The following is an 18,212-nucleotide window of genomic DNA, read 5'->3' as shown; positions in this document are numbered from 1 at the left end:
TGAAACTCGCGCTATAAGGCTCCCCGAAAGGGGAGTCTCACCATGCTCACACTCTATTTCGCACCGGGAACCTGCGCGCTTGCAAGCCTGATCACCCTGGAGGAATCCGGCATTTCCTTCGATACGAGGAAGATCAATACGCGGGAGAACGAGCAGCGCTCGGAAGCCTATCTGAAGATCAATCCGAAGGGCCGCGTTCCCGCGCTCGCCACCGATCGCGGCGTGCTGACAGAGTCGACGGCGATCCTCGCGTATATCGCCCAGATGGCGCCCGCCGCCAAGCTCGCCCCGCTGGACGACCCGTTCGAGTTTGCCCGGCTACAGGCTTTCAACGGATATATCTCTTCCACCGTGCATGTGAACCACGCCCACCGCCCGCGCGGTTCCCGTTGGGCCGATGATGAAGCCGCGCTGGAATCCATGAAGGCCAAGGTGCCGCAGACCATGGGCGAAAGCTTCGAGCTGATCGAGGCAACCATGTTCAAGGGGCCATGGGTGATGGGTGACAGCTATACGGTCGCCGATCCCTATCTCTTCGTCATGACCGGCTGGCTGCCATCCGATGGCGTCGATCCCGCGCGCTTCCCCAAGATCAGCGAGCATCACGCCCGCATGCTGGAGCGTCCTGCTGTTCAGCGTGCGCTGGCGCGCGAAAAAGCTTAAGCGCGATAGGCTGAAATCAGCTTCTTCGACGCCCGGTAGGTCCAGGCGTCGATCAGCCGCTGCTTGAGTTCATCGTCGCCGATAGCTGCGATGCGGACCGGCAGATGCGGCCAGCCGACATAATGGTTCGTCTGAAAATAGATGTCGGGCGCCATCGTCAACAGGTGCTCCTTGTGGTCGATCGGGATCGAGATGACCACCGTTTCGTCGTTCTTGACCGCGACGAAACTTTTGCCCCCGACCTTCAGCGCCAGGTTGCCATAGGATGTACTTTCCTCGATGCCGAGGAGGCCGGCCTCCTTTGCCAGCCGCTTCAACCGCGCCAGAATGCTGTTCACGCTCTCTGTCATCTTATCCGCCCTGAATGTTCCCGGCGGAAACCTATCATATATTCAAGTGCATTTCTCTAGTTGCCGTTGCAGAGGGCGTTTCGGCGCGGGTATCGGCAGAGGCAGGTCCGCAAGCTCCCGCTGCGACATGGAGGCGATGTCGGGATGATCGAGAAGATCTTTATCTCCATCATATTCGCTTTGCGAAACCCTGGCAGCAGGGTCCGATTGGCTTAAGAAAAACTTCAGCAATGACATCTTGCTCTCGCTTTCTGAGGCTCGGCTCGGCTTTCGGCACAAGGGATTTCGATTGCGCCGGCGCTTTGCATCTTGCTGCGCTGTGAAGATTATCGTCTTATGATGCCAATATCGGCGGCGAGCGCTTGCTTTTCAATTGAGATTACCGGTTTCCTACTGTAGGAAAACTATATGAGAAATCTCAACTCCGTGCATCTCAACGGCCTTCGCGCGCTGGAAGCCGTCGGCCGGCTTGGCTCGCTTCAGGCGGCGGCGGATGAGCTTGGCGTTTCCGTCGGCGCCGTCAGTCAGCAGGTTATCAAGGCCGAAGCCCAGCTTGGTCGGCTGCTCTTTGAACGCACGCCGAAGGGCATGCTCGTAACGGAAGCAGGCGCTCCCGTTCTTGCCGCCCTGAACGAAGGTTTCCTCCGTCTTGCGGAAGCCGTCTCGATGGCGCAACGCAAGGACGAATGCATACTGACCATTTCGGTGGCCCCGGTTCTCGCCGCCCGCTGGCTGGTCTGCCGGCTGGACCGTTTCATGGAGCGCCACCCGGAAACCAACTTGCGGCTCGACGCGACCACCAAGCTCGTCAATCTGGCCGCCTCCGATATCGATGTCGCCATCCGCGTCGGCAAGGGCCATTGGCCGGGCGTGAAGGTCGAGCATCTCCTGGATCAGCTGGTGTTTCCCGTCTGCTCTCCCGAGATGGCCGCGAAACTGAAGAAGCCGGCCGATATCCTGAAACTCCCGGCTGTCATCGATGCCCATGCCATGTTCACATGGGATGTCTGGATGCAGGCAGCGGGGCTTTCAGGCGCTCCGCCTGCCATACGCCACAGCTTCAACGATGCCTCGCTTTGCCTCGATGCGGCGATTGCCGGTCAGGGCGTGATGCTTGCCTGGCAGACGCTTGCGGGCTTTTCGTTGCAGGAAGGCCGACTGGTCGCACCCTTCGGCATCCGCGCCAATACAGGCGACGGCTATTATTTCGTGAGTGCCGAAGGCGGCCGCGAGCCGAAGAAGGTACGCGACTTCAAGGCCTGGATCCGCGAGGAAATGGCTGAAACGGCCGCGATATTCGGCTGATCCTCAAATCTCGATCGGCTCCAGTGAGCGCTTGCGCTGCATCTCCAGATATGCCGGCCGCGCCTGGCAACGCTTGATCCAGGCATCGATGTTCGGATGTGCCTCGAAGAGCGAGGTTTCGCTCTGGGCGTAGCGCAGCACTTCCGCGATGTTGAGGTCGACGACCGTGAAACGTCCGCCGACGATCCAGTCCTTGCCGTCGAGTTGCTTTTCGAGGACCGAAAGCGGCCGCTTCATCGTACGGCAGGCGACGTCGATCACCGCGCGCCCCGCTTCGGTGTTTTCCTTGCCGTTGTCATAGGTCGAAACGATCTTGCCGGTGTTGCCATCGAGCTCGGAAACGGCCCAGACCGTCCACATCGTCATCAAACCGTCTTCCTCGACGGTTTTGCCGCCGAGCTCGCCCCCATACTTGCGCGCCAGATAAAGATTGATCGCCAGAGACTCGTTCAGCACGAGATCGCCATCCTTGATGGCAGGGATCAATGCCATCGGATTGAGCGCAAGGAATTCCGGCGAGAGCGTGTTAACAGGCGCATCCGGCGACAGCGGATTGGCAAGCCGATTGGCCTGCAGCACCGGCACGGACTGGAATTCGATCCCCAGTTCCTCAGCCATCCAGTAAACGCGTGCGGAACGCGAGCGGTAAACCCCGTAGATTGTCAGCATGGCATGTCCCCTTCCTTTGCACGCTGACCCTAAAGCCAGCGCAGTCGTGAAGAAAGCACCTGCCGCTGATATCTCGATGAAAGCTTTTGATAGCGCTCAGGAAATGCGGTTCCGCGCGACGGTCAGCTGCCCGTAGCGGGAGCTATCGTCGGCAAGCTCATCCGAGACCTGCTTCTCCCATTCGAAACCCAGCACAGCGCCCTTGCCCATCTCCTGGAAGATGTTGTCGGTGATGACGGCTGAACCTGCGCCCTCGGCAACCGAGACTGCGCAGCCGACCGGCGATTTGCGCACCACATTGCCGTTGACGACGACATTGCGCAGATAAGGCCCCCAGCCGATCTGCAGCGCCCAGCGCGGCGCATCCTCGATGACATTGCCTGACACCAGCGTATCGGCCTCCGCCGCAATACCGATGCCGAAGCCGACCTCATGTTTGTAAGGCCCTTTGAGCGTCAGGTTGCGGATGACGTTGCCCGTCACGCTTGCCAGCCGGCCGCCCTGGTCGAAATTAGCAATCGATATGCCGTTTGCCGCTCCGTCGATCACATTGCCGGAAACAACCGCGCCGACGAATTCAAACTCCACATAGATGGCCGTCTCGCCGGAGCGGCGGCACTGGTTGTTGCTGATCAGGATGTTGGAGCCGGAATTGGCACGAACCGCGGTAAAGGCGCAGTCGGAGATCTGGTTATCAGTCACCGTCACCCCGTCGGCGCGGAAGATATTGATGCCATTGCCGTTTTCGCCGGTGCCGCCATCATTGGCGCGGATGTTGGAAACGCGGTTGCCGGAAACGATGGTGCCATCCTCGGCCTTCTTCCAGCGATGCACCAGAATGCCGCCGTTGCCGCAGTCCGAAACCGTGTTGCCTGATATCGAAAGCCCCGCAGATTCCACCGCATAAATACCGGACTGCCCTGCGCCGGAGATCTTGCTGCGCTCGATCCGCCCGCCGCAGCGCTCGAGCTGCAGCGCGTGCTTGCGGCTGCCGACGATCTCACAATTGTCGATCAGCACCTTGCGGACACCGGTGAACTGGACGAGGGCGCCGGCGTAGTCGGCGAGCCAGCGGTTCGATCCGTCGATCACGAGGTTGGAAAGCTCGATACGGCCGACATTCTCCGCTGCAAAGAGGTGACCCTCGCCGGTATAGACGATCCGCGTCGCACCAGGCACGCCTGATATGCGCGTATTGTCCGGCAACGTGAGGTTGGAGATGCGATAGGTGCCAGGCGGCAGAAAGACCGGCACGTTCTCACGCGCCGCTTTCTCGATCATCTGCTGCAGGTTGCGGTTTTTCTTGTCGCTGCTGTCGGGAATGGCGCGGTATTGCACCGCATCGATCGAGCCGCGCAGGTCGGGCGGCTCCGCACTGAGCGGAGCCGCAAAAGCGCGCGGGGCCGTCATGGCCGCTGCAGAGGCCGCCAGCATGCCAAGTATATCCCGCCGGGAGACTTTGCTGAAATCCTTCTTCATATCGGTGCCCACGCAGGATTTATGCCAGAAGAAATGTTTCTTTTCGACACATATCCGCAGAAAAAGAATAACCATCGGTCGAGTGGCAAACGCAACCTCTCGAATATTGTCGTCTTGTTCACCTTTCCATTTAAACACCCCGAAGGAAATGCTCGCTATTTTAGAAAGCGGTTTCAATTGTGACTATTGTGGACAGGCCTGCGGTTACCGGGAGAGAACAGCGTCATGAATGGAATGGGTGCCCGACGTTGGGAATCTGGTGATAACTTCAGTGCCGAGACACAACGTATCGTAGCCGCCACGGAGGCAATGATGGCGGCGACTGCCCATCATCTTTCCGAAGGCATAGAGAACCTCCGCCTCAAGGCGATTGTCCACGAGCTTCCTGATTTCCTTTACGTCAAGGACCGCGACGGCCGCTTCGTCTTCGCCAATGCTGTCATGGCGCGCAGCCACGGGCTGGAGAACGCCGCAGAGATCGCCGGCAAGCGTGACTTCGACCTGTTCGATTTTGAAACGGCCCGCCGGCATTTCGATATCGAGCAGGAGATCATGTCGGGCGGAGAGCCCCGCATCGACATGGAAGAACTCGTGCCGCTGCCGGATGGCGGCACCATGTGTCGCCTGACTTCCAAGATACCGCTGCGCAACGATCGCGGCGAGGTCGTCGGCCTCATCGGTGTGTCCCGCGATATTACCGAGCGCAAGCGGCAGGAGGAGCTCTATCGCGGCCAGGCGAACTTGCTGGAAATGATCGCCCGCAATGAACCGCTGCCGATGATCCTCGAAGCGCTGGTGCTGATGATCGAACGGCAGATGACCGGCATATCCGGCTCCGTGCTGCTGCTCGACAGCGAGGGCACACGGCTTTACCACGGCGCGGCTCCCAATTTGCCCGGCGCCTACAGCCGTATGATCGACGGTGTTGCCATCGGCCCGAAGGTAGGCTCCTGCGGCACGGCAGCCTGGCGTGGCGAAATCATCATTGTCGAGGACGTCATGGCCGATCCGCTCTGGGAGGATTTCCGGGCGATGGTCAGCCAGTTCGGCTTCCGCTCCTGCTGGTCGACGCCGATCTGCACCTCGCAGAAGAATGTGCTCGGCACCTTCGCGCTTTACTCGAAAGAGACGCGACGCCCGACTGAACACGAGATGAAGCTGGTGGCGCTCGCCACCCATATCGCCGGCATTGCCATCGAGCGTAAGCGCGTCGATGACCGCATCCATTTCATGGCCCATCACGACGATCTTACGGGCCTGCCGAACCGCGCCTTCCTGAAGGAGCGCATGGCGAAGATCCTCGATCAGGCCCGGCGCAACAACCGCAAGGTCACCGTCGCCTATATCGATCTCGATAATTTCAAGGAGATCAACGATACGAGCGGCCACGCCGCCGGCGACGAGGTGCTCAAGGAGACCGCTGCCCGCATGGCGAACTGCGTGCGCGCCTCTGATATGGTCGTACGGCTCGGCGGCGACGAATTCCTCGTCGTGCTCGTCCACCAGTCCGGCCACGATGCTGGCATCATGCGGCGCCTGCGTGACCTGCAGAAGGCGATTTCCAAGCCAGTGCGCTCCGGGGTGAGCGAGATCGCCGTCACCTCGAGCATCGGCATTGCCGCCTTCCCGTGGGATGGTGCGACGCCTGAAGAGTTGCTCGCCAATGCCGACCGCGCCATGTACCGTGCCAAGCAGCTCGGCCGGAACACGCTGCAATATCACGACGGTGTCGTGAGCAATTCCGTCGATCTGCCGCTCAGCGAACAGGAGGAGCTGCGCCAGGCGATCATCGCCAATCAGCTTTTCCTGCTCTACCAGCCGCAGGTGGATGTCGCCACCGGTCGCATCACCGGCCTCGAAGCACTGGTGCGCTGGAACCATCCGACCAAGGGCGTGATACCGCCCGTTAATTTCATTCCGCTTGCGGAAGAAACCGGTCTCATCGTGCCGCTCGGCCTTTGGGTGCTGAACGAGGCCTGTCGCCAGGCCCGCGCCTGGCAGGACATGGGGCTGACGCCACTGACCATTGCCGTCAATGTCTCGCCCAAGCAGTTCGCCGATCCTGATTTTGCTTCCCACGTTGCCGAGGCGATCGACCGCCATCGTCTGAACGCGCGCTGGCTGGAGCTGGAGGTGACGGAAAGCGTCATCATGCATGATGCCGCCCGTGCGCTCGCCATCATGCTGTCGCTGCGTGCGCTCGGCCTCCGCCTGTCGATCGATGATTTCGGCTCCGGCTATTCCTCGCTTGCCGCGCTGAAGACCTTCCCCTTCGACCGGTTGAAGATGGACCGCTCATTGGTCGAGGCATTGCCTGCCGATAAGACCGCCGTCGCCATTGCGTCGGCCGTCATTTCGCTCGCCCGGACGCTGAAGCTTTCGGTACTCGCCGAAGGCGTGGAAACCGATGCGCAGCTGGAATTCCTGCGCCATGCCAGATGCGAGGAGGCGCAGGGCTATCGCTTCTCCAAGCCTGTCGCGCCGGAAGAAATCGTCGTCATGCTGCTGGCGCGGGGCGCCTGATCACTTCACCAGGTCGGCGATCGTCTCGATCTCGTTCGTCCATATGCCGCCGGAATAATTGGCGGGCAGTTGTGCGAAGCGTTCGGCATTGTCGATACCGGTCGAGAAACCGCCGCCGTGATAGGGGCCAATGACGAAGACCTGCGTATTTGCGTCCTGCATGCGGTTGAGGAACCTGTCCGGCCAGCCCCACAGCCATGGCGCATAATTGATCGGAACCAGCATCATCACATTCTTGCAATTATCAGGCAGAATGCCCGTCCAACCGTAGCCGATATAGCCGGTGAGGCAGCCCATCAGGCTGGCGCGTGAAGCCGTGCGGATATCGGGCGCCAGCTGCCTGATGCGATCGATTGGTTCGTCGCCTCCATAGACGATGATCTTCGCGCGCCGCTCTGCCGGCAGGCCATTCAGCACGGCCGCCAGCTTTTCGCCTTCGGAGGGGTCGCGGCTTTTGACATTGATGAGCAGATGTTTGTCCGGGAAGGTGGAGAGAACTTCATCAAGGGTCGGCATCAGGCCGATGCCCTTGCCGCGGAAGGGGAAACTCTTGCCGCCATCGGCGGTATAGCCGTAACCGATGTCGAGCAGCTTCATCTCGGCCATCGAGTGTTGGCGCGTGACGCCATGCCCATCTGTACGGCAATCGAGCGTCCAGTCGTGGAAGACGGCGAACTGCCCGTCGGTTGTCGGATGCACATCGACCTCTACCACGTCGGCACCTGCATCGAATCCCGCCCGCATGGAGTGGATCGTGTTCTCCAGAAAATCATGCTTCGGCGGCAGCATGCGCGTGGCCGTGCAGGTATCGTTCTTCAGATCCGTCTCGTCGAAGCGCTGGGCGATGCCGCGATGCGCCAGAAGCAGTGGCTTGCCCTCGCGATGTTCGGCTAAAAAGCTGGTATTGTTGAGATAAACTGCGGCGGCAAAGGCGAGAACTGCCACGCCTGTATATTTGAGCTTCCGTCCCATCATCCCCTCCGGTCGTGCCTCGGCAAATGGCTAGAAAGCGATTCCGGTGGTTCTTTGGCTCATTTGCGGCTTTTGTGGGTAAAGGCTCGCCTTCACGTTGCAGAAACCCTATGTTGACCCCGCAAAGTAGGGAGGTAGCGATGGCGGCGATTGCACTTTTTCATTCGGTCTATGGATTTCGGTCTCTTGAACGAAGTGCCGCGGAACTTCTGCGCGCAACGGGCCATCAGGTCGTAACACCTGATCTCTACGGAGGCAGGGTAGGGCAGACGCTTGAGGAAGGGTTCTCCATCCGCAAAGAGATTGGCTGGGCCGAACTTTGCAGGCGCGCCGAAAAGGCGGTCGCCGACTTGCCGGCATCCGCCGTCCTCGGCGGCTTCTCCATGGGCGCAGGCATTGCCGCAAGCCTCTGGCCGGGCCGACCGCAAGCAGCCGGCATTCTCTTGCTGCACGGTATCGCAGAAATTCCGGCCAATGCGCGCGAAGGCATTCCCCTGCAGGTCCATCTGGCAGAGCCCGACGAGTTCGCGCCGGCGGACGAGATGGCGGCGTGGCGTGCGCATGCTGCGAGAGCAAATATCAGCCCGGAGGTCTTCCTCTATCCCGGCGTCGGTCATCTCTATACCGATCCATCGCTGCCTGACTACGATGCAAAGGCGGCGGAGGCCACCTGGAGCCGCGTCGACGCTTTCCTCGCCGCGCTCTGAACCAGTCAGGGACCGTTCACCAGCTTCAGGATGAGCTGCTGGATGTTGCCACCCTCGCTCATTTCCACGCGGTCGAAATCCCGGCCGCGCTGGCGTTGCTTGTTGGAGAGCTCCCCGAGCCGCACCGTCAGTTCAGGCCTGATTTTCTTGCAGCCGGGGTCATCGGGCACGGAGAAGCCGTTGCTCAGCGTCTCGATCTCCTTGACCATCTCGATGATCGTCTCGCCATGCCAGCGCTCATGGGTGCGCACGCCGGCGATGAAGCTGTCCCAGCTTGCTTTGGTCGCCGCCGGAAGGTCGATTGGCGCTTTCGGCAGCGTGTAGATGATGGTGAGCTTCGGTTTTGCGAAAGTCAGCGTGCAGGCATTGCCCTGCTGTTCATATTTGCGCGTCCAGGTCAGCTTGAAAGTCGTATGTGCGATAACCCGACCCGGCCCAGCCTGCGGCCCGCGTTCGCCGATGGATCGGTAAAGTTCCATACCGGTGCGGCCGGTAATTGCGTAAGCCTTCACTTCCTCACTCGGCTGCCAGCCGGTTGCCGAGGCCGCGGCAGGCAGCATCAGCCCCAGCGCCGCCAATGCATATCCGAAAATAGTCCTCATACGCCTCTCATTTGCTCCTTGCTGCAGCGCGGGCGAAGCTAACGAGGCTTGTGGGCGGATGCAATGGACAGGAGGGCCGCATGGCTCGCCTTCACTGCTGAATTTGGCGCTGCGTATCCCTCTGGCGCTAAACACATTTCCCACTATCTTTGCTGTCATGAGACCAGACGCGCTGCTCTATCCCGCCCCCGAAGGGCTCTATTGCCCGGAAGGCGGCTTCTATGTCGATCCTGTGCGGCCGGTGGAGCGGGCGCTCATCACCCACGGCCATTCAGATCACGCGCGTCCAGGCCACGTGAATGTGCTCGCCACCCGCCAGACGCTCGACATCATGCGCATCCGCTACGGTGACGGCTTTTCAGCCAGCGAACAGCCGGTTGCTTTCGGGGAAGAACTTGTTGTCAACGGCGTGAAGGTGAGCTTCCATCCCGCCGGCCATGTGCTCGGTTCGGCCCAGATCGCCATCGAGAAGAATGGCACACGCATCGTCGTATCGGGCGATTACAAGCGCCGCCCGGACCCGACCTGCGATGCCTATGTGCCGGTACCCTGCGATGTCTTCATCACCGAGGCGACCTTCGGCCTGCCGGTCTTCCACCATCCCGATCCAATCGACGAGACCGGCAAGCTGCTCGCCTCACTGCGCCAGTTTCCCGAACGCACGCATCTCGTCGGCGCCTATGCGCTTGGCAAGGCGCAGCGCGTCATCCGCCTGCTGCGCGATACCGGTTATGGCGAGCCGATCTATATCCACGGCGCCATGGAACGGCTCTGCGATTATTATATCAGCCAGGGCATCGATCTTGGCGAACTGTTACCGGCCACCATCGAAAGCCGCGACAAGTCCATCTTCAAGGGCGCCGTCGTCGTCGGCCCGTCCTCCGCTTTTGCCGACCGCTGGGCCCGCCGCTTCAACGATCCGCTGCCGTCCTTCGCCTCCGGCTGGATGATGGTGCGCCAGCGCGCCAAGCAGCTCGGCGTTGAACTGCCGCTCGTCATTTCCGATCATTGCGACTGGCCGGAACTGACCGAGACGATCACCGAGCTCGCCCCGCAGGAGGTCTGGGTCACCCATGGCCGCGAGGAGGCGCTGGTCCGCTGGTGCGAGCTGCAGGGCATCAAGGCCAAGCCGCTCCATCTGGTGGGCTATGAGGATGAGGGGGATTGAAGCATGAAAGCCTTCGCCGACCTCCTGGACCGCCTGGTTCTCACCCCCAGCCGCAACGGCAAGCTGAAGCTCCTGACCGACTATTTCCGCGACACACCGGACCCCGACCGCGGCTATGGCCTTGCCGCCATTGCCGGCACGCTGGAGGTGCGCAACGTCAAGCCCGCCATGCTGCGCGATCTGGTGCTGGAGCGCATGGACGAAGTGCTGTTCCGTTATTCCTACGACTATGTCGGCGACCTCGCCGAAACCATCTCGCTGGTCTGGGACAATGAGCGCGATATCGACCGCTCCGCACTCGCCCAGCCGCGTCTTGGCGAAGTCGTCGTCAGGATGAATTCGCTCGGCCGCACCGAGGTGCGCAGCTTCGTGCGCGACCTGCTCGACCGCTTGGATTCTTCCGGCCGTTTCGCCTTCATCAAGCTCGCGACCGGGGCGCTGCGTATCGGCGTGTCCGCGCGCCTTGCCAAGCAGGCGCTCGCCGATCTCGGCGGCAAGGACGTCACCGAGATCGAAACCCTCTGGCACGGCCTGCAGCCGCCTTATGAATCGCTCTTCAAATGGCTGCAGGGCGGCGAGGAAAAGCCGGTGCTTGCAACGCCTGCCATCTTCCATTCCGTCATGCTTGCCAATCCGGTGGAGGAGGGTGATCTTGATAGTCTCGACCCCACCAATTATGCCGCCGAGTGGAAATGGGATGGCATCCGCGTGCAGCTGTCCCGCTCCGGCGAGACGCGCAGGATCTATTCCCGCTCCGGCGATGATATCTCCGGCGCCTTTCCTGATATTCTTGAAGCGATCAGCTTTTCCGGCGTCATCGACGGCGAGCTTCTGGTCGGTGGCACGGCGCGTTCGAATAATCCCACCCGCACCTTCTCCGACCTGCAGCAGCGCCTGAACCGCAAGACGGTGACGGTAAGGATGCTGGAGGAATATCCGGCTTTCATCCGCGCCTACGACATGCTTTTCGACGGCGAGCAGGACGTGCGCGGCAAGAACTATGTGGAGCGTCGCGATCGGCTGTCGGAAATTATCGACCGCGCTCCGCATGACCGCTTCGACCTCTCGCCTCTAGTGCCTTTCTCCACCTGGGAGCAGTTGGACGATCTGCGCGCCGCCCCGCCCGATCCCGTTATCGAAGGCGTGATGATCAAGCGCCGCGACAGCATCTATCAGGCCGGCCGTATGAAGGGGCCGTGGTTCAAGTGGAAGCGCAATCCCTACAATGTCGATGCGGTGCTGATGTACGCCCAGCGCGGCCACGGCAAGCGCTCCAGCTATTATTCGGATTTCACCTTCGGCGTCTGGGCGGATGACGAGGATGGCGAACAGCTCGTCCCCGTCGGCAAGGCCTATTTCGGCTTCACCGATGCCGAGCTCGAAGTGCTGGACAAGTTTGTGCGTAACAACACGACCGAGCGCTTCGGTCCGGTCAGGGCAGTGCGGGCGGATAAGGAGTTCGGCTTCGTGGTGGAGGTCGCCTTCGAGGGAATCAATCGCTCCACTCGCCACAAGTCGGGCGTCGCCATGCGCTTCCCTCGCATTGCGAGATTGCGCCCCGACAAGCCCTCCTACGAGGCCGATCGCTTGCGCACGCTCATTGCTATGATCGACGCCAAGGCGGGTTGACGATATCTGCCTGCGCAAAAATGACGCAGGCCCCCCGTTTTCAACAGCATGTGTATTGGCGGCAACGCTCTTCCGGTGCAGATTTTTTGAGCCGGGGAAATGATGGGTGCCGTGTATGAGCTCGCAAGAACGAAATGCCTTTTTCCGTCAACGCCGCGGCCTGCTTGCAGGCATGGCTGGCTCTCTTTTGCTGCCTCGGCTTGCGAATGCCTTCGATGTTCCCGATGTTCCGAGGCTCGCCAAGCATGACTATGCCAGTGTCCGCCATCGCTTCCGCACCAAGCTGCTGCAGAAGGGGCCGGCGCCGGACAAATATGAGCCGCTGACAGCACCCCCCGATGCCGACCGGATCTTCTACCGCTCCGGCTATGGCGGCGAGCTGGAGCTGACGGCCTGGGTGTCCAAATACAAGCGCGAGAGCAAGCCAAAGCCCGGCATCCTCTTCCTTCACGGCGGCAATGCCATGGGCATGGGCCACTGGCAGCTCATGAAGCCGTACATCGATGCCGGTTATGTGGTGATGATGCCGTCCATGCGCGGCGAAAACGGCCAGATGGGCAATTTCTCAGGCTTCTATGACGAGGTGGACGACGTGCTTGCCGCGACCGAGCGCCTGCGCCATCTGCCTGGCGTCGATCCCGAGCGCCTCTTCATCGCCGGCCACAGCGTCGGCGGCACGCTGACCATGCTGACGGCGATGAGTACGCATCATTTTCGGGCGGCCGTGCCGATTTCAGGTAATGCGGATGCCTTCCGTTTCTTCAACCGCTATCCTGAAGACATCCGCTTCGACGATTCCAACACGCACGAATTCGAGGTGCGCACGGCGCTTTGCTATGCGCACAGCTTCAAATGCCCGGTGCGTGTGCTGCACGGCACGGAAGAGTCTCACTTCAACGACCGCGCCGATCTGCTCGTCTCGCGCGCCCGTGCGGCAGGCACGCATATTGAAGCAGATACGGTCGCCGGCAACCATACCTCGGCGCTGCCGGCCGAGATCGAACAGAGCATCCAATTCTTCCACGGTGTGGCGGCCTGATAGCCGCCCGATGCGGGTCCGGCAAGGACCTGCATCATCAGTCTTTTTCAGCTGATTTTAGCTTCGGCCACCAGCCTCGCGCCAGCCGCGAATGCCATCTTGCGAGCAGATAATGCTATCTCTGTTGTCGCTGATGAGGGTGGTTTCATGAATTTTCTGCGCCGGGCTTTCCCCTTTGCCGGGCTCGCGGCTGCCGCAATGACGCTCAGCGGCTGCAATATTCTCGTGCCCGATGTCGCAGCCGATTCGCCTGCGCGCTTTGTGCAGGAAATCTCGCCGGTCTTCTACGAGCCGCCAGGCGTCGATCCGCGCCGCGTCAAGCCGATCCCCGATCAGCCGGTGCCGCAGACGCGCGAACTTTACAAGACGCAGTTCCACCAGACTTACGGTCTGCCAGTCAGCAACCCGCTGAACCTCGACATGGGCATGTATGGCCAGTTGAGGGACGGCGACTTCACGCTGCCTGCCATCCCCGCCACTCGCATCCACCCGGAATATCTGCGCCAGGAGGTCGATTACCAGACCAACGAGCGCCCCGGCACGATCGTCGTCGATACCAAGGACCGCTTCCTCTATTTGGTCGAACCCAATGGCAGGGCGATGCGTTACGGTGTCGGTCTCGGCCGCGAAGGCTTCGCCTGGAAGGGCCGTGGCGTGATCCAGTGGAAGCAGAAGTGGCCGCGCTGGACGCCGCCGGTCGAAATGGTCTCCCGCCAGCCGGAAGTTCGTCCCTTCTCTGCGGAAAATGGCGGCATGAATCCGGGCCTTGCAAATCCCCTCGGCGCTCGCGCCATGTATATTTTCAAGAACGGCCAGGACACGCTCTATCGCATTCACGGCACGCCCGACTGGCAGTCGATCGGCAAGGCGGTTTCCTCCGGCTGCGTGCGCATGCTCAATCAGGATGTGATCGATCTCTACGACCGTGTGCCGGCCAAGTCCGAGATCGTTGTGATGTAGGGCTGCAACAGGGCAGGCGAGATCGTCTGCCTGGAGCTGGACACGTCTGCGTGATGCTATGGTTTATTTAGTATAAGCCGATAGATTTTTTCTTTGTCGATTTCGGCATTGGACGAATCAGGGGTGAGCTGCGTTTATGGCAAGCCCCGCATCACGAAGGAAATCAGTCCCGCGTCATGAGCCTCGATAAACCCCTCTCCCGTCGTAGCTTTCTTTCCTTTTCGGCTTTGACAGCGGCTTCCGCGCTGGCAGGCTGCGCCTCCACTTCGAATACGGTCGAAAATGGCGGCATGTCGATCAGCTACCGTTCGCCCTTCCGCGCGTTCCAGACGACGAGCGTGCCCGGCGAAGCAGAACTTGCCGTCATGTACGGCCCAATCGAAGACGGCGGTTTCCTCATCCCCGCCGTTCCCTATCAGCAGATCGATCCGCGCTACTATCGCCAGCAGGTCGTGGATCCGACGGGCCAGCCGCCCGGCACGATCGTCGTCGATACGCCCTCGCGCTTCCTCTATCTCGTCCAGCCCGGCGGCATGGCTATGCGCTACGGCGTCGGCATCGGCCGCGAAGGCTTCGCCTGGTCGGGTAATGGCGTGATCCAGTGGAAGCAGAAATGGCCGCGTTGGAAGCCGCCGAATGAGATGGTTGCCCGCCAGCCGGAGCTTGCGAAATACTCGATCGACCGCGGCGGCATGGAGCCCGGCCTCCTGAACCCGCTCGGTGCGCGTGCGCTCTACATCTTCTCGAATAACGAAGATACGCTCTACCGCCTGCACGGCAACCCGGAATGGCGCTCCATCGGCAAGGCGGTCTCGTCGGGCTGCGTGCGCCTGCTCAACCAGGACATCATTGACCTCTACGATCGCGTTCCCAACAAAACCCCGATCGTTGTTTGGCAGTGAGGAACGGTCGGGCGAAGCCCGAGCAATCGATCCAGTGAATCGATTGCAGTGACGAACGCCCGAAGCGCAAGCGCAGGGCCGGAGGGTGCCTCGCCCAAAACACAAAAACCGCCCAACACGGGCGGTTTTCTTTTGACTTGATAGTTACGCCGCCTCAGCGCAAATCCCAGCTCTGCACCCCGAAGCAAGCAGTGCCTTATCCGCCACCTCGACAAACAATCGCCGAAACCACGACGCTCGCTCGTCCGCCCTGTCCACCCGCCGATACAGCATCGACACCGGATCGGCCGGCAGCTCGATCGGCGGCATCGACACCTCGAGATTATGAAGCTGCGCCATACAGCGCCCCAGCGATTCCGGCACGACGGCGATCGACGGCATGGCTCTCAGCGCCGGCGGCACGGCCGAATAGCGGGGAACGGTCGCCACCACGTTGCGGCTCAGGCCCACCTTGTCGAGCGCGGCATCGACCGCCGTCGTCGCGCTGCCGAAAAAGGAGATGGCGATATGCGGCGCGGCGATGAAATCCTCGACGCTGATCGGCGGCTTCAGCTTCAACTGCTGCGGATCGTAGATGGCGATCGAGCACTGCTCGAACAACGGCATGCGGATATGCCAGGAGGCCGGTTCGCCATGAACGGAGATGCTGAATTCATACGCGCCGTCATCGAGCATCTGCGCCGCATCGCGCTTGTCGGCAGCAACCCCGACGAGCCGTGCGCCCGGCGCAAGCTGGCGCAGCCGCGCGACCAGAGGGCCGAAGAAGGCGGTTTCCAGGTTGTCGCACATGCCGACGCGAAATTCGCCCTGCCAGGTTGATGGATCGAAGCCTGTGGGCGGGCGGATGGCTCGTTCGATGCCGGAGAGCGCATCCTCGATTGCTGGAGCGATGGCGAGCGCCCGCGCCGTCGGCTGCAGGCCGCGGCCGACGCGCACGAACAACTCATCGTCCAGCGCCTCGCGCAGCCGCTTGAGAGCGGCCGAAAGTCCGGGCTGGCCGAGCAGCAGCCTTTCGGCAGCGCGGCTGACGTTGCGCTCCTGCATCAACACCGAGAAGGCGAGCAGGAGGTTCAGGTCGATTTTACGAAGGATAGCGTCATTCATCATTATCAGTAATACCTGACATGGGTACTATCAATTTGCAATAGGGTTGGAAGCTGTACATTTTCTCGTTCCCTGCCGCCGGCCAGCCTCCCGGCAAGGCGGCAGCAAAGAAGGAACTGAGATCGATGACCAATTCCCCATCTCCACGCGGAGCCGGCCTGGCGTTGCTGCTGCTCTGCGCTGCGAATTTCCTTGACGCCATGGATGTGTCCACCATCGGGGTCGCCCTGCCTGCCATACAGACCGAACTTGGTATGCCGGCAACCTCGCTTCAATGGGCCGTCAGCGCCTATGTGCTGGGTTATGGCGGATTCCTGCTGCTCGGTGGCCGTGTCGCCGACCTCTTCGGCCACCGCCGCGTTTTCCTCTGGTCGCTCGGCATCTTCGCGGCCGCCAGCATTGCCGGCGGCTTCGTGGATAGCGGGCCGACGCTGATCGCTGCCCGCCTGGTGAAGGGTATCGCCGCAGCCTTCACCGCCCCGGCGGCCCTTGCCCTGCTGCTCTCCGTCTTCGGCGAGGGCGAGAAGCGGGCCAAGGCGCTCGGCGTCTTCGCCTCCACGGGCGCCACCGGCTTCGTGCTCGGCATGGTGCTCGGCGGTGCCGCCACCCTCGTGAGCTGGCGGGCAACGCTCGTCATGGGCGCTCCGGTCGCAATCCTCACGCTGGCGATCGCTCCCTTTGTCCTGCCTCCGGATACGCGGCGCGGCGAGGGACGCAAGCATTTCGACTGGGCGGGCGCCTTGACGATCACCCCCGGCCTACTGCTCTTCGTCTTCGGCATCACCAATGCTGCCGCAGCCGGCTGGAATGACTTCTTCACCTGGGGTTCGCTCGTTGCCTCCGTGGTGCTGATCGCACTCTTCCTGATCGTCGAATCGCGCCATGCCGATCCCATGGTGCCGCTGCATATCTTCCGCAGGGCAAAACTCAGCCATGCCAATGCCATCGCCGCTTTGTTCCAGGGCGCCTATGTCGGCTTCCAGTTCATCGCCACGCTCTATTATCAGGATGTCATCGGCTGGTCCGCCTTTGCCACCGGCTTCTGTTTCGCCTTCGGCGGCGTCTGCGTCATGTTCCTGGCACCGCGTTTTGCCACTGTGGCGCAGAACCGCGGCACGACGGGCCTGATGGCTGTCGGCGTCGGCCTGCAGGCGACCAGCTACATCCTCTGGGTCGTTCTGGTCGGCCACATCGATCCGATCATCCTGGTTGCCTTGAACCAGATCCCGCTCGGCGTCGGTTATGCCATGACCTATCCGGCGATCCAGGTTGCCGCACTGTCTGATGTCGAAGAGGACAAGTCCGGCCTTGCCTCCGGCCTGCTCTTTGCCTCCTTCCAGATCGGCGGCGGCATTGTGCTTGCGGCGGCCTCCGCGATCTTCGCCGCAGCCCCGCACTTCGGCTGGGATCCATATGTCGGCGGTATCGTCTTCGTGGCGCTGCTGGCGATCCTGATCACCCTGCTTGCCGCTGTCGGCCCGAAGACCTCCACGCTTCGCCCGCAGGCCTATCAGGCAGCAGAATAATGCAAATTGCCCGCGCCGGGGTGGCGCGGGCATCTTCTTTCAGCCGATGATCAAGTCCCGGCTTATATGCTTGCGTTGAGATTTCCCCTGAGCCGGGTCAGCATGTCGCGCATGACCGCCATTTCTTCCAGCGTGCAGCCGATCGCCTCGCCGATCGAAGACATGATCGTATTGACCTCGCCCCTCATCGCCTGACCCTTCGGCGTCAGCGACACGATAACCTGCCGCTCGTCGCGGGAATCGCGGGTGCGCTTGATGAGGCCGTTCTGTTCCAGCCGTTTGAGGAGAGGGGAGAGCGTGCCGGAATCGAGATCGAGCTGCTCGCCGATCGTCTTGACTGGCAGTTCGGCCTTTTCCCATAGCACTAGCATGACGAGATATTGCGGATAGGTGAGGCCCACCTTGTCGAGTATGGGCTTATAGGCGCGGGTAAAGGCATGCGCCGTCGCATAGACCGCGAAACAGAGCTGCTTCTCCAGCCGCTTTTCCTCTTCCGGTATTTCCATCACTTTCGCAGGTCTCGCTTTCATCTCTGCCATCCCTAGAGGTCTTCATTGTCCTCTTTTCAAATTCCGAATGCAATTTGCAAAATTCACTTGCGTACAATTTAATTG

The 18,212-nt window shown here is 61.2% G+C and carries 19 protein-coding genes; 10 read left to right on the top strand and 9 right to left on the bottom strand.

Annotation, left to right across the window (positions count from 1 at the left end; translation table 11 throughout):
- The first annotated feature begins 42 nt into the window (after positions 1 to 42).
- A complete protein-coding gene (locus ACR9ZQ_RS20950) occupies positions 43 to 663 on the top strand; it encodes a glutathione S-transferase family protein (RefSeq protein ID WP_481428721.1) in 621 nt (206 codons plus the stop codon).
- Here ACR9ZQ_RS20950 and ACR9ZQ_RS20945 read toward each other — a convergent pair.
- A complete protein-coding gene (locus ACR9ZQ_RS20945; protein WP_477923894.1) occupies positions 660 to 1,013 on the bottom strand; it encodes an MmcQ/YjbR family DNA-binding protein in 354 nt (117 codons plus the stop codon). The genes ACR9ZQ_RS20950 and ACR9ZQ_RS20945 overlap by 4 nt on opposite strands.
- 42 nt (positions 1,014 to 1,055) lie before the next feature.
- A complete protein-coding gene (locus ACR9ZQ_RS20940) occupies positions 1,056 to 1,250 on the bottom strand; it encodes a hypothetical protein (RefSeq protein ID WP_481428720.1) in 195 nt (64 codons plus the stop codon).
- Between the two features lie 171 nt (positions 1,251 to 1,421).
- On the opposite strand from ACR9ZQ_RS20940, the gene ACR9ZQ_RS20935 reads away from it, so the two are divergent.
- Entirely contained in the window at positions 1,422 to 2,318 is an 897-nt protein-coding gene (locus ACR9ZQ_RS20935) for a LysR substrate-binding domain-containing protein (protein ID WP_481428719.1), read from the top strand.
- A 3-nt stretch (positions 2,319 to 2,321) separates the two neighbouring features.
- Here the strand turns inward: ACR9ZQ_RS20935 and ACR9ZQ_RS20930 are convergent, their stop codons facing one another.
- Positions 2,322 to 2,987, bottom strand: a complete 666-nt coding sequence (locus ACR9ZQ_RS20930; protein ID WP_310378130.1) for a glutathione S-transferase family protein — start codon at positions 2,985 to 2,987, stop codon at positions 2,322 to 2,324.
- A 96-nt stretch (positions 2,988 to 3,083) separates the two neighbouring features.
- A complete protein-coding gene (locus ACR9ZQ_RS20925; RefSeq protein ID WP_481428718.1) occupies positions 3,084 to 4,466 on the bottom strand; it encodes a TIGR03808 family TAT-translocated repetitive protein in 1,383 nt (460 codons plus the stop codon).
- A gap of 225 nt (positions 4,467 to 4,691) precedes the next feature.
- On the opposite strand from ACR9ZQ_RS20925, the gene ACR9ZQ_RS20920 reads away from it, so the two are divergent.
- Positions 4,692 to 6,989 carry a putative bifunctional diguanylate cyclase/phosphodiesterase gene (locus ACR9ZQ_RS20920; protein ID WP_481428717.1) on the top strand — a complete coding sequence of 766 codons (2,298 nt, stop codon included), beginning with the start codon at positions 4,692 to 4,694 and terminating at the stop codon, positions 6,987 to 6,989.
- On the opposite strand, the gene ACR9ZQ_RS20915 is transcribed toward ACR9ZQ_RS20920, so the two are convergent.
- Positions 6,990 to 7,961, bottom strand: a complete 972-nt coding sequence (locus ACR9ZQ_RS20915; RefSeq protein WP_310380018.1) for a glycerophosphodiester phosphodiesterase family protein — start codon at positions 7,959 to 7,961, stop codon at positions 6,990 to 6,992. It abuts the gene before it with no gap.
- 140 nt (positions 7,962 to 8,101) lie between these two features.
- Here ACR9ZQ_RS20915 and ACR9ZQ_RS20910 point away from each other — a divergent pair, with 140 nt between their 5' ends.
- Positions 8,102 to 8,668, top strand: coding sequence for a dienelactone hydrolase family protein (locus ACR9ZQ_RS20910; protein WP_310378125.1), 567 nt, complete (start codon positions 8,102 to 8,104; stop codon positions 8,666 to 8,668).
- Between the two features lie 5 nt (positions 8,669 to 8,673).
- Here the strand turns inward: ACR9ZQ_RS20910 and ACR9ZQ_RS20905 are convergent, their stop codons facing one another.
- A complete protein-coding gene (locus tag ACR9ZQ_RS20905; RefSeq protein ID WP_310378123.1) occupies positions 8,674 to 9,270 on the bottom strand; it encodes a DUF922 domain-containing Zn-dependent protease in 597 nt (198 codons plus the stop codon).
- Positions 9,271 to 9,427: 157 nt separating this feature from the next.
- Between ACR9ZQ_RS20905 and ACR9ZQ_RS20900 the strand changes: the two genes are divergently transcribed.
- The 5 genes from ACR9ZQ_RS20900 to ACR9ZQ_RS20880 all read left to right on the top strand — a co-directional run bounded on the left by ACR9ZQ_RS20900 (position 9,428) and on the right by ACR9ZQ_RS20880 (position 14,968).
- Positions 9,428 to 10,438, top strand: coding sequence for a ligase-associated DNA damage response exonuclease (locus ACR9ZQ_RS20900; RefSeq protein ID WP_310378121.1), 1,011 nt, complete (start codon positions 9,428 to 9,430; stop codon positions 10,436 to 10,438).
- Between the two features lie 3 nt (positions 10,439 to 10,441).
- Positions 10,442 to 12,067: a cisplatin damage response ATP-dependent DNA ligase gene (locus tag ACR9ZQ_RS20895; RefSeq protein WP_481428716.1), complete on the top strand. Its 1,626-nt coding sequence runs from the start codon at positions 10,442 to 10,444 to the stop codon at positions 12,065 to 12,067.
- Positions 12,068 to 12,182: 115 nt separating this feature from the next.
- Positions 12,183 to 13,106, top strand: coding sequence for an alpha/beta hydrolase family protein (locus ACR9ZQ_RS20890; protein WP_439014323.1), 924 nt, complete (start codon positions 12,183 to 12,185; stop codon positions 13,104 to 13,106).
- Positions 13,107 to 13,253: 147 nt separating this feature from the next.
- Positions 13,254 to 14,066 carry a L,D-transpeptidase gene (locus tag ACR9ZQ_RS20885; RefSeq protein WP_481428715.1) on the top strand — a complete coding sequence of 271 codons (813 nt, stop codon included), beginning with the start codon at positions 13,254 to 13,256 and terminating at the stop codon, positions 14,064 to 14,066.
- 176 nt (positions 14,067 to 14,242) lie between these two features.
- Positions 14,243 to 14,968, top strand: coding sequence for a L,D-transpeptidase (locus ACR9ZQ_RS20880; RefSeq protein ID WP_113323165.1), 726 nt, complete (start codon positions 14,243 to 14,245; stop codon positions 14,966 to 14,968).
- Between the two features lie 144 nt (positions 14,969 to 15,112).
- Here ACR9ZQ_RS20880 and ACR9ZQ_RS20875 read toward each other — a convergent pair whose 3' ends face one another.
- The gene (locus ACR9ZQ_RS20875) at positions 15,113 to 16,075 is read right to left on the bottom strand and encodes a LysR family transcriptional regulator (protein WP_113181947.1); all 963 of its coding nucleotides are present in this window, start codon (positions 16,073 to 16,075) and stop codon (positions 15,113 to 15,115) included.
- Positions 16,065 to 16,205 (bottom strand): hypothetical protein, encoded by a 141-nt coding sequence (locus ACR9ZQ_RS20870; protein ID WP_310378113.1) that lies wholly within the window; start codon positions 16,203 to 16,205, stop codon positions 16,065 to 16,067. Before ACR9ZQ_RS20870 ends, ACR9ZQ_RS20875 begins: the two co-directional genes overlap by 11 nt.
- Between ACR9ZQ_RS20870 and ACR9ZQ_RS20865 the strand changes: the two genes are divergently transcribed.
- A complete protein-coding gene (locus ACR9ZQ_RS20865) occupies positions 16,198 to 17,598 on the top strand; it encodes an MFS transporter (RefSeq protein WP_310378111.1) in 1,401 nt (466 codons plus the stop codon). The genes ACR9ZQ_RS20870 and ACR9ZQ_RS20865 overlap by 8 nt on opposite strands.
- A gap of 62 nt (positions 17,599 to 17,660) precedes the next feature.
- Here ACR9ZQ_RS20865 and ACR9ZQ_RS20860 read toward each other — a convergent pair whose 3' ends face one another.
- The gene (locus ACR9ZQ_RS20860; protein WP_310378109.1) at positions 17,661 to 18,137 is read right to left on the bottom strand and encodes a MarR family winged helix-turn-helix transcriptional regulator; all 477 of its coding nucleotides are present in this window, start codon (positions 18,135 to 18,137) and stop codon (positions 17,661 to 17,663) included.
- Positions 18,138 to 18,212: the final 75 nt, after the last annotated feature.

The sequence above is a fragment of the Rhizobium sp. KNZ14-9A genome (assembly GCF_056755015.1).
Note: the sequence above shows the minus strand (reverse complement) of the source record. Positions and strands in the feature narration are given on the sequence as shown.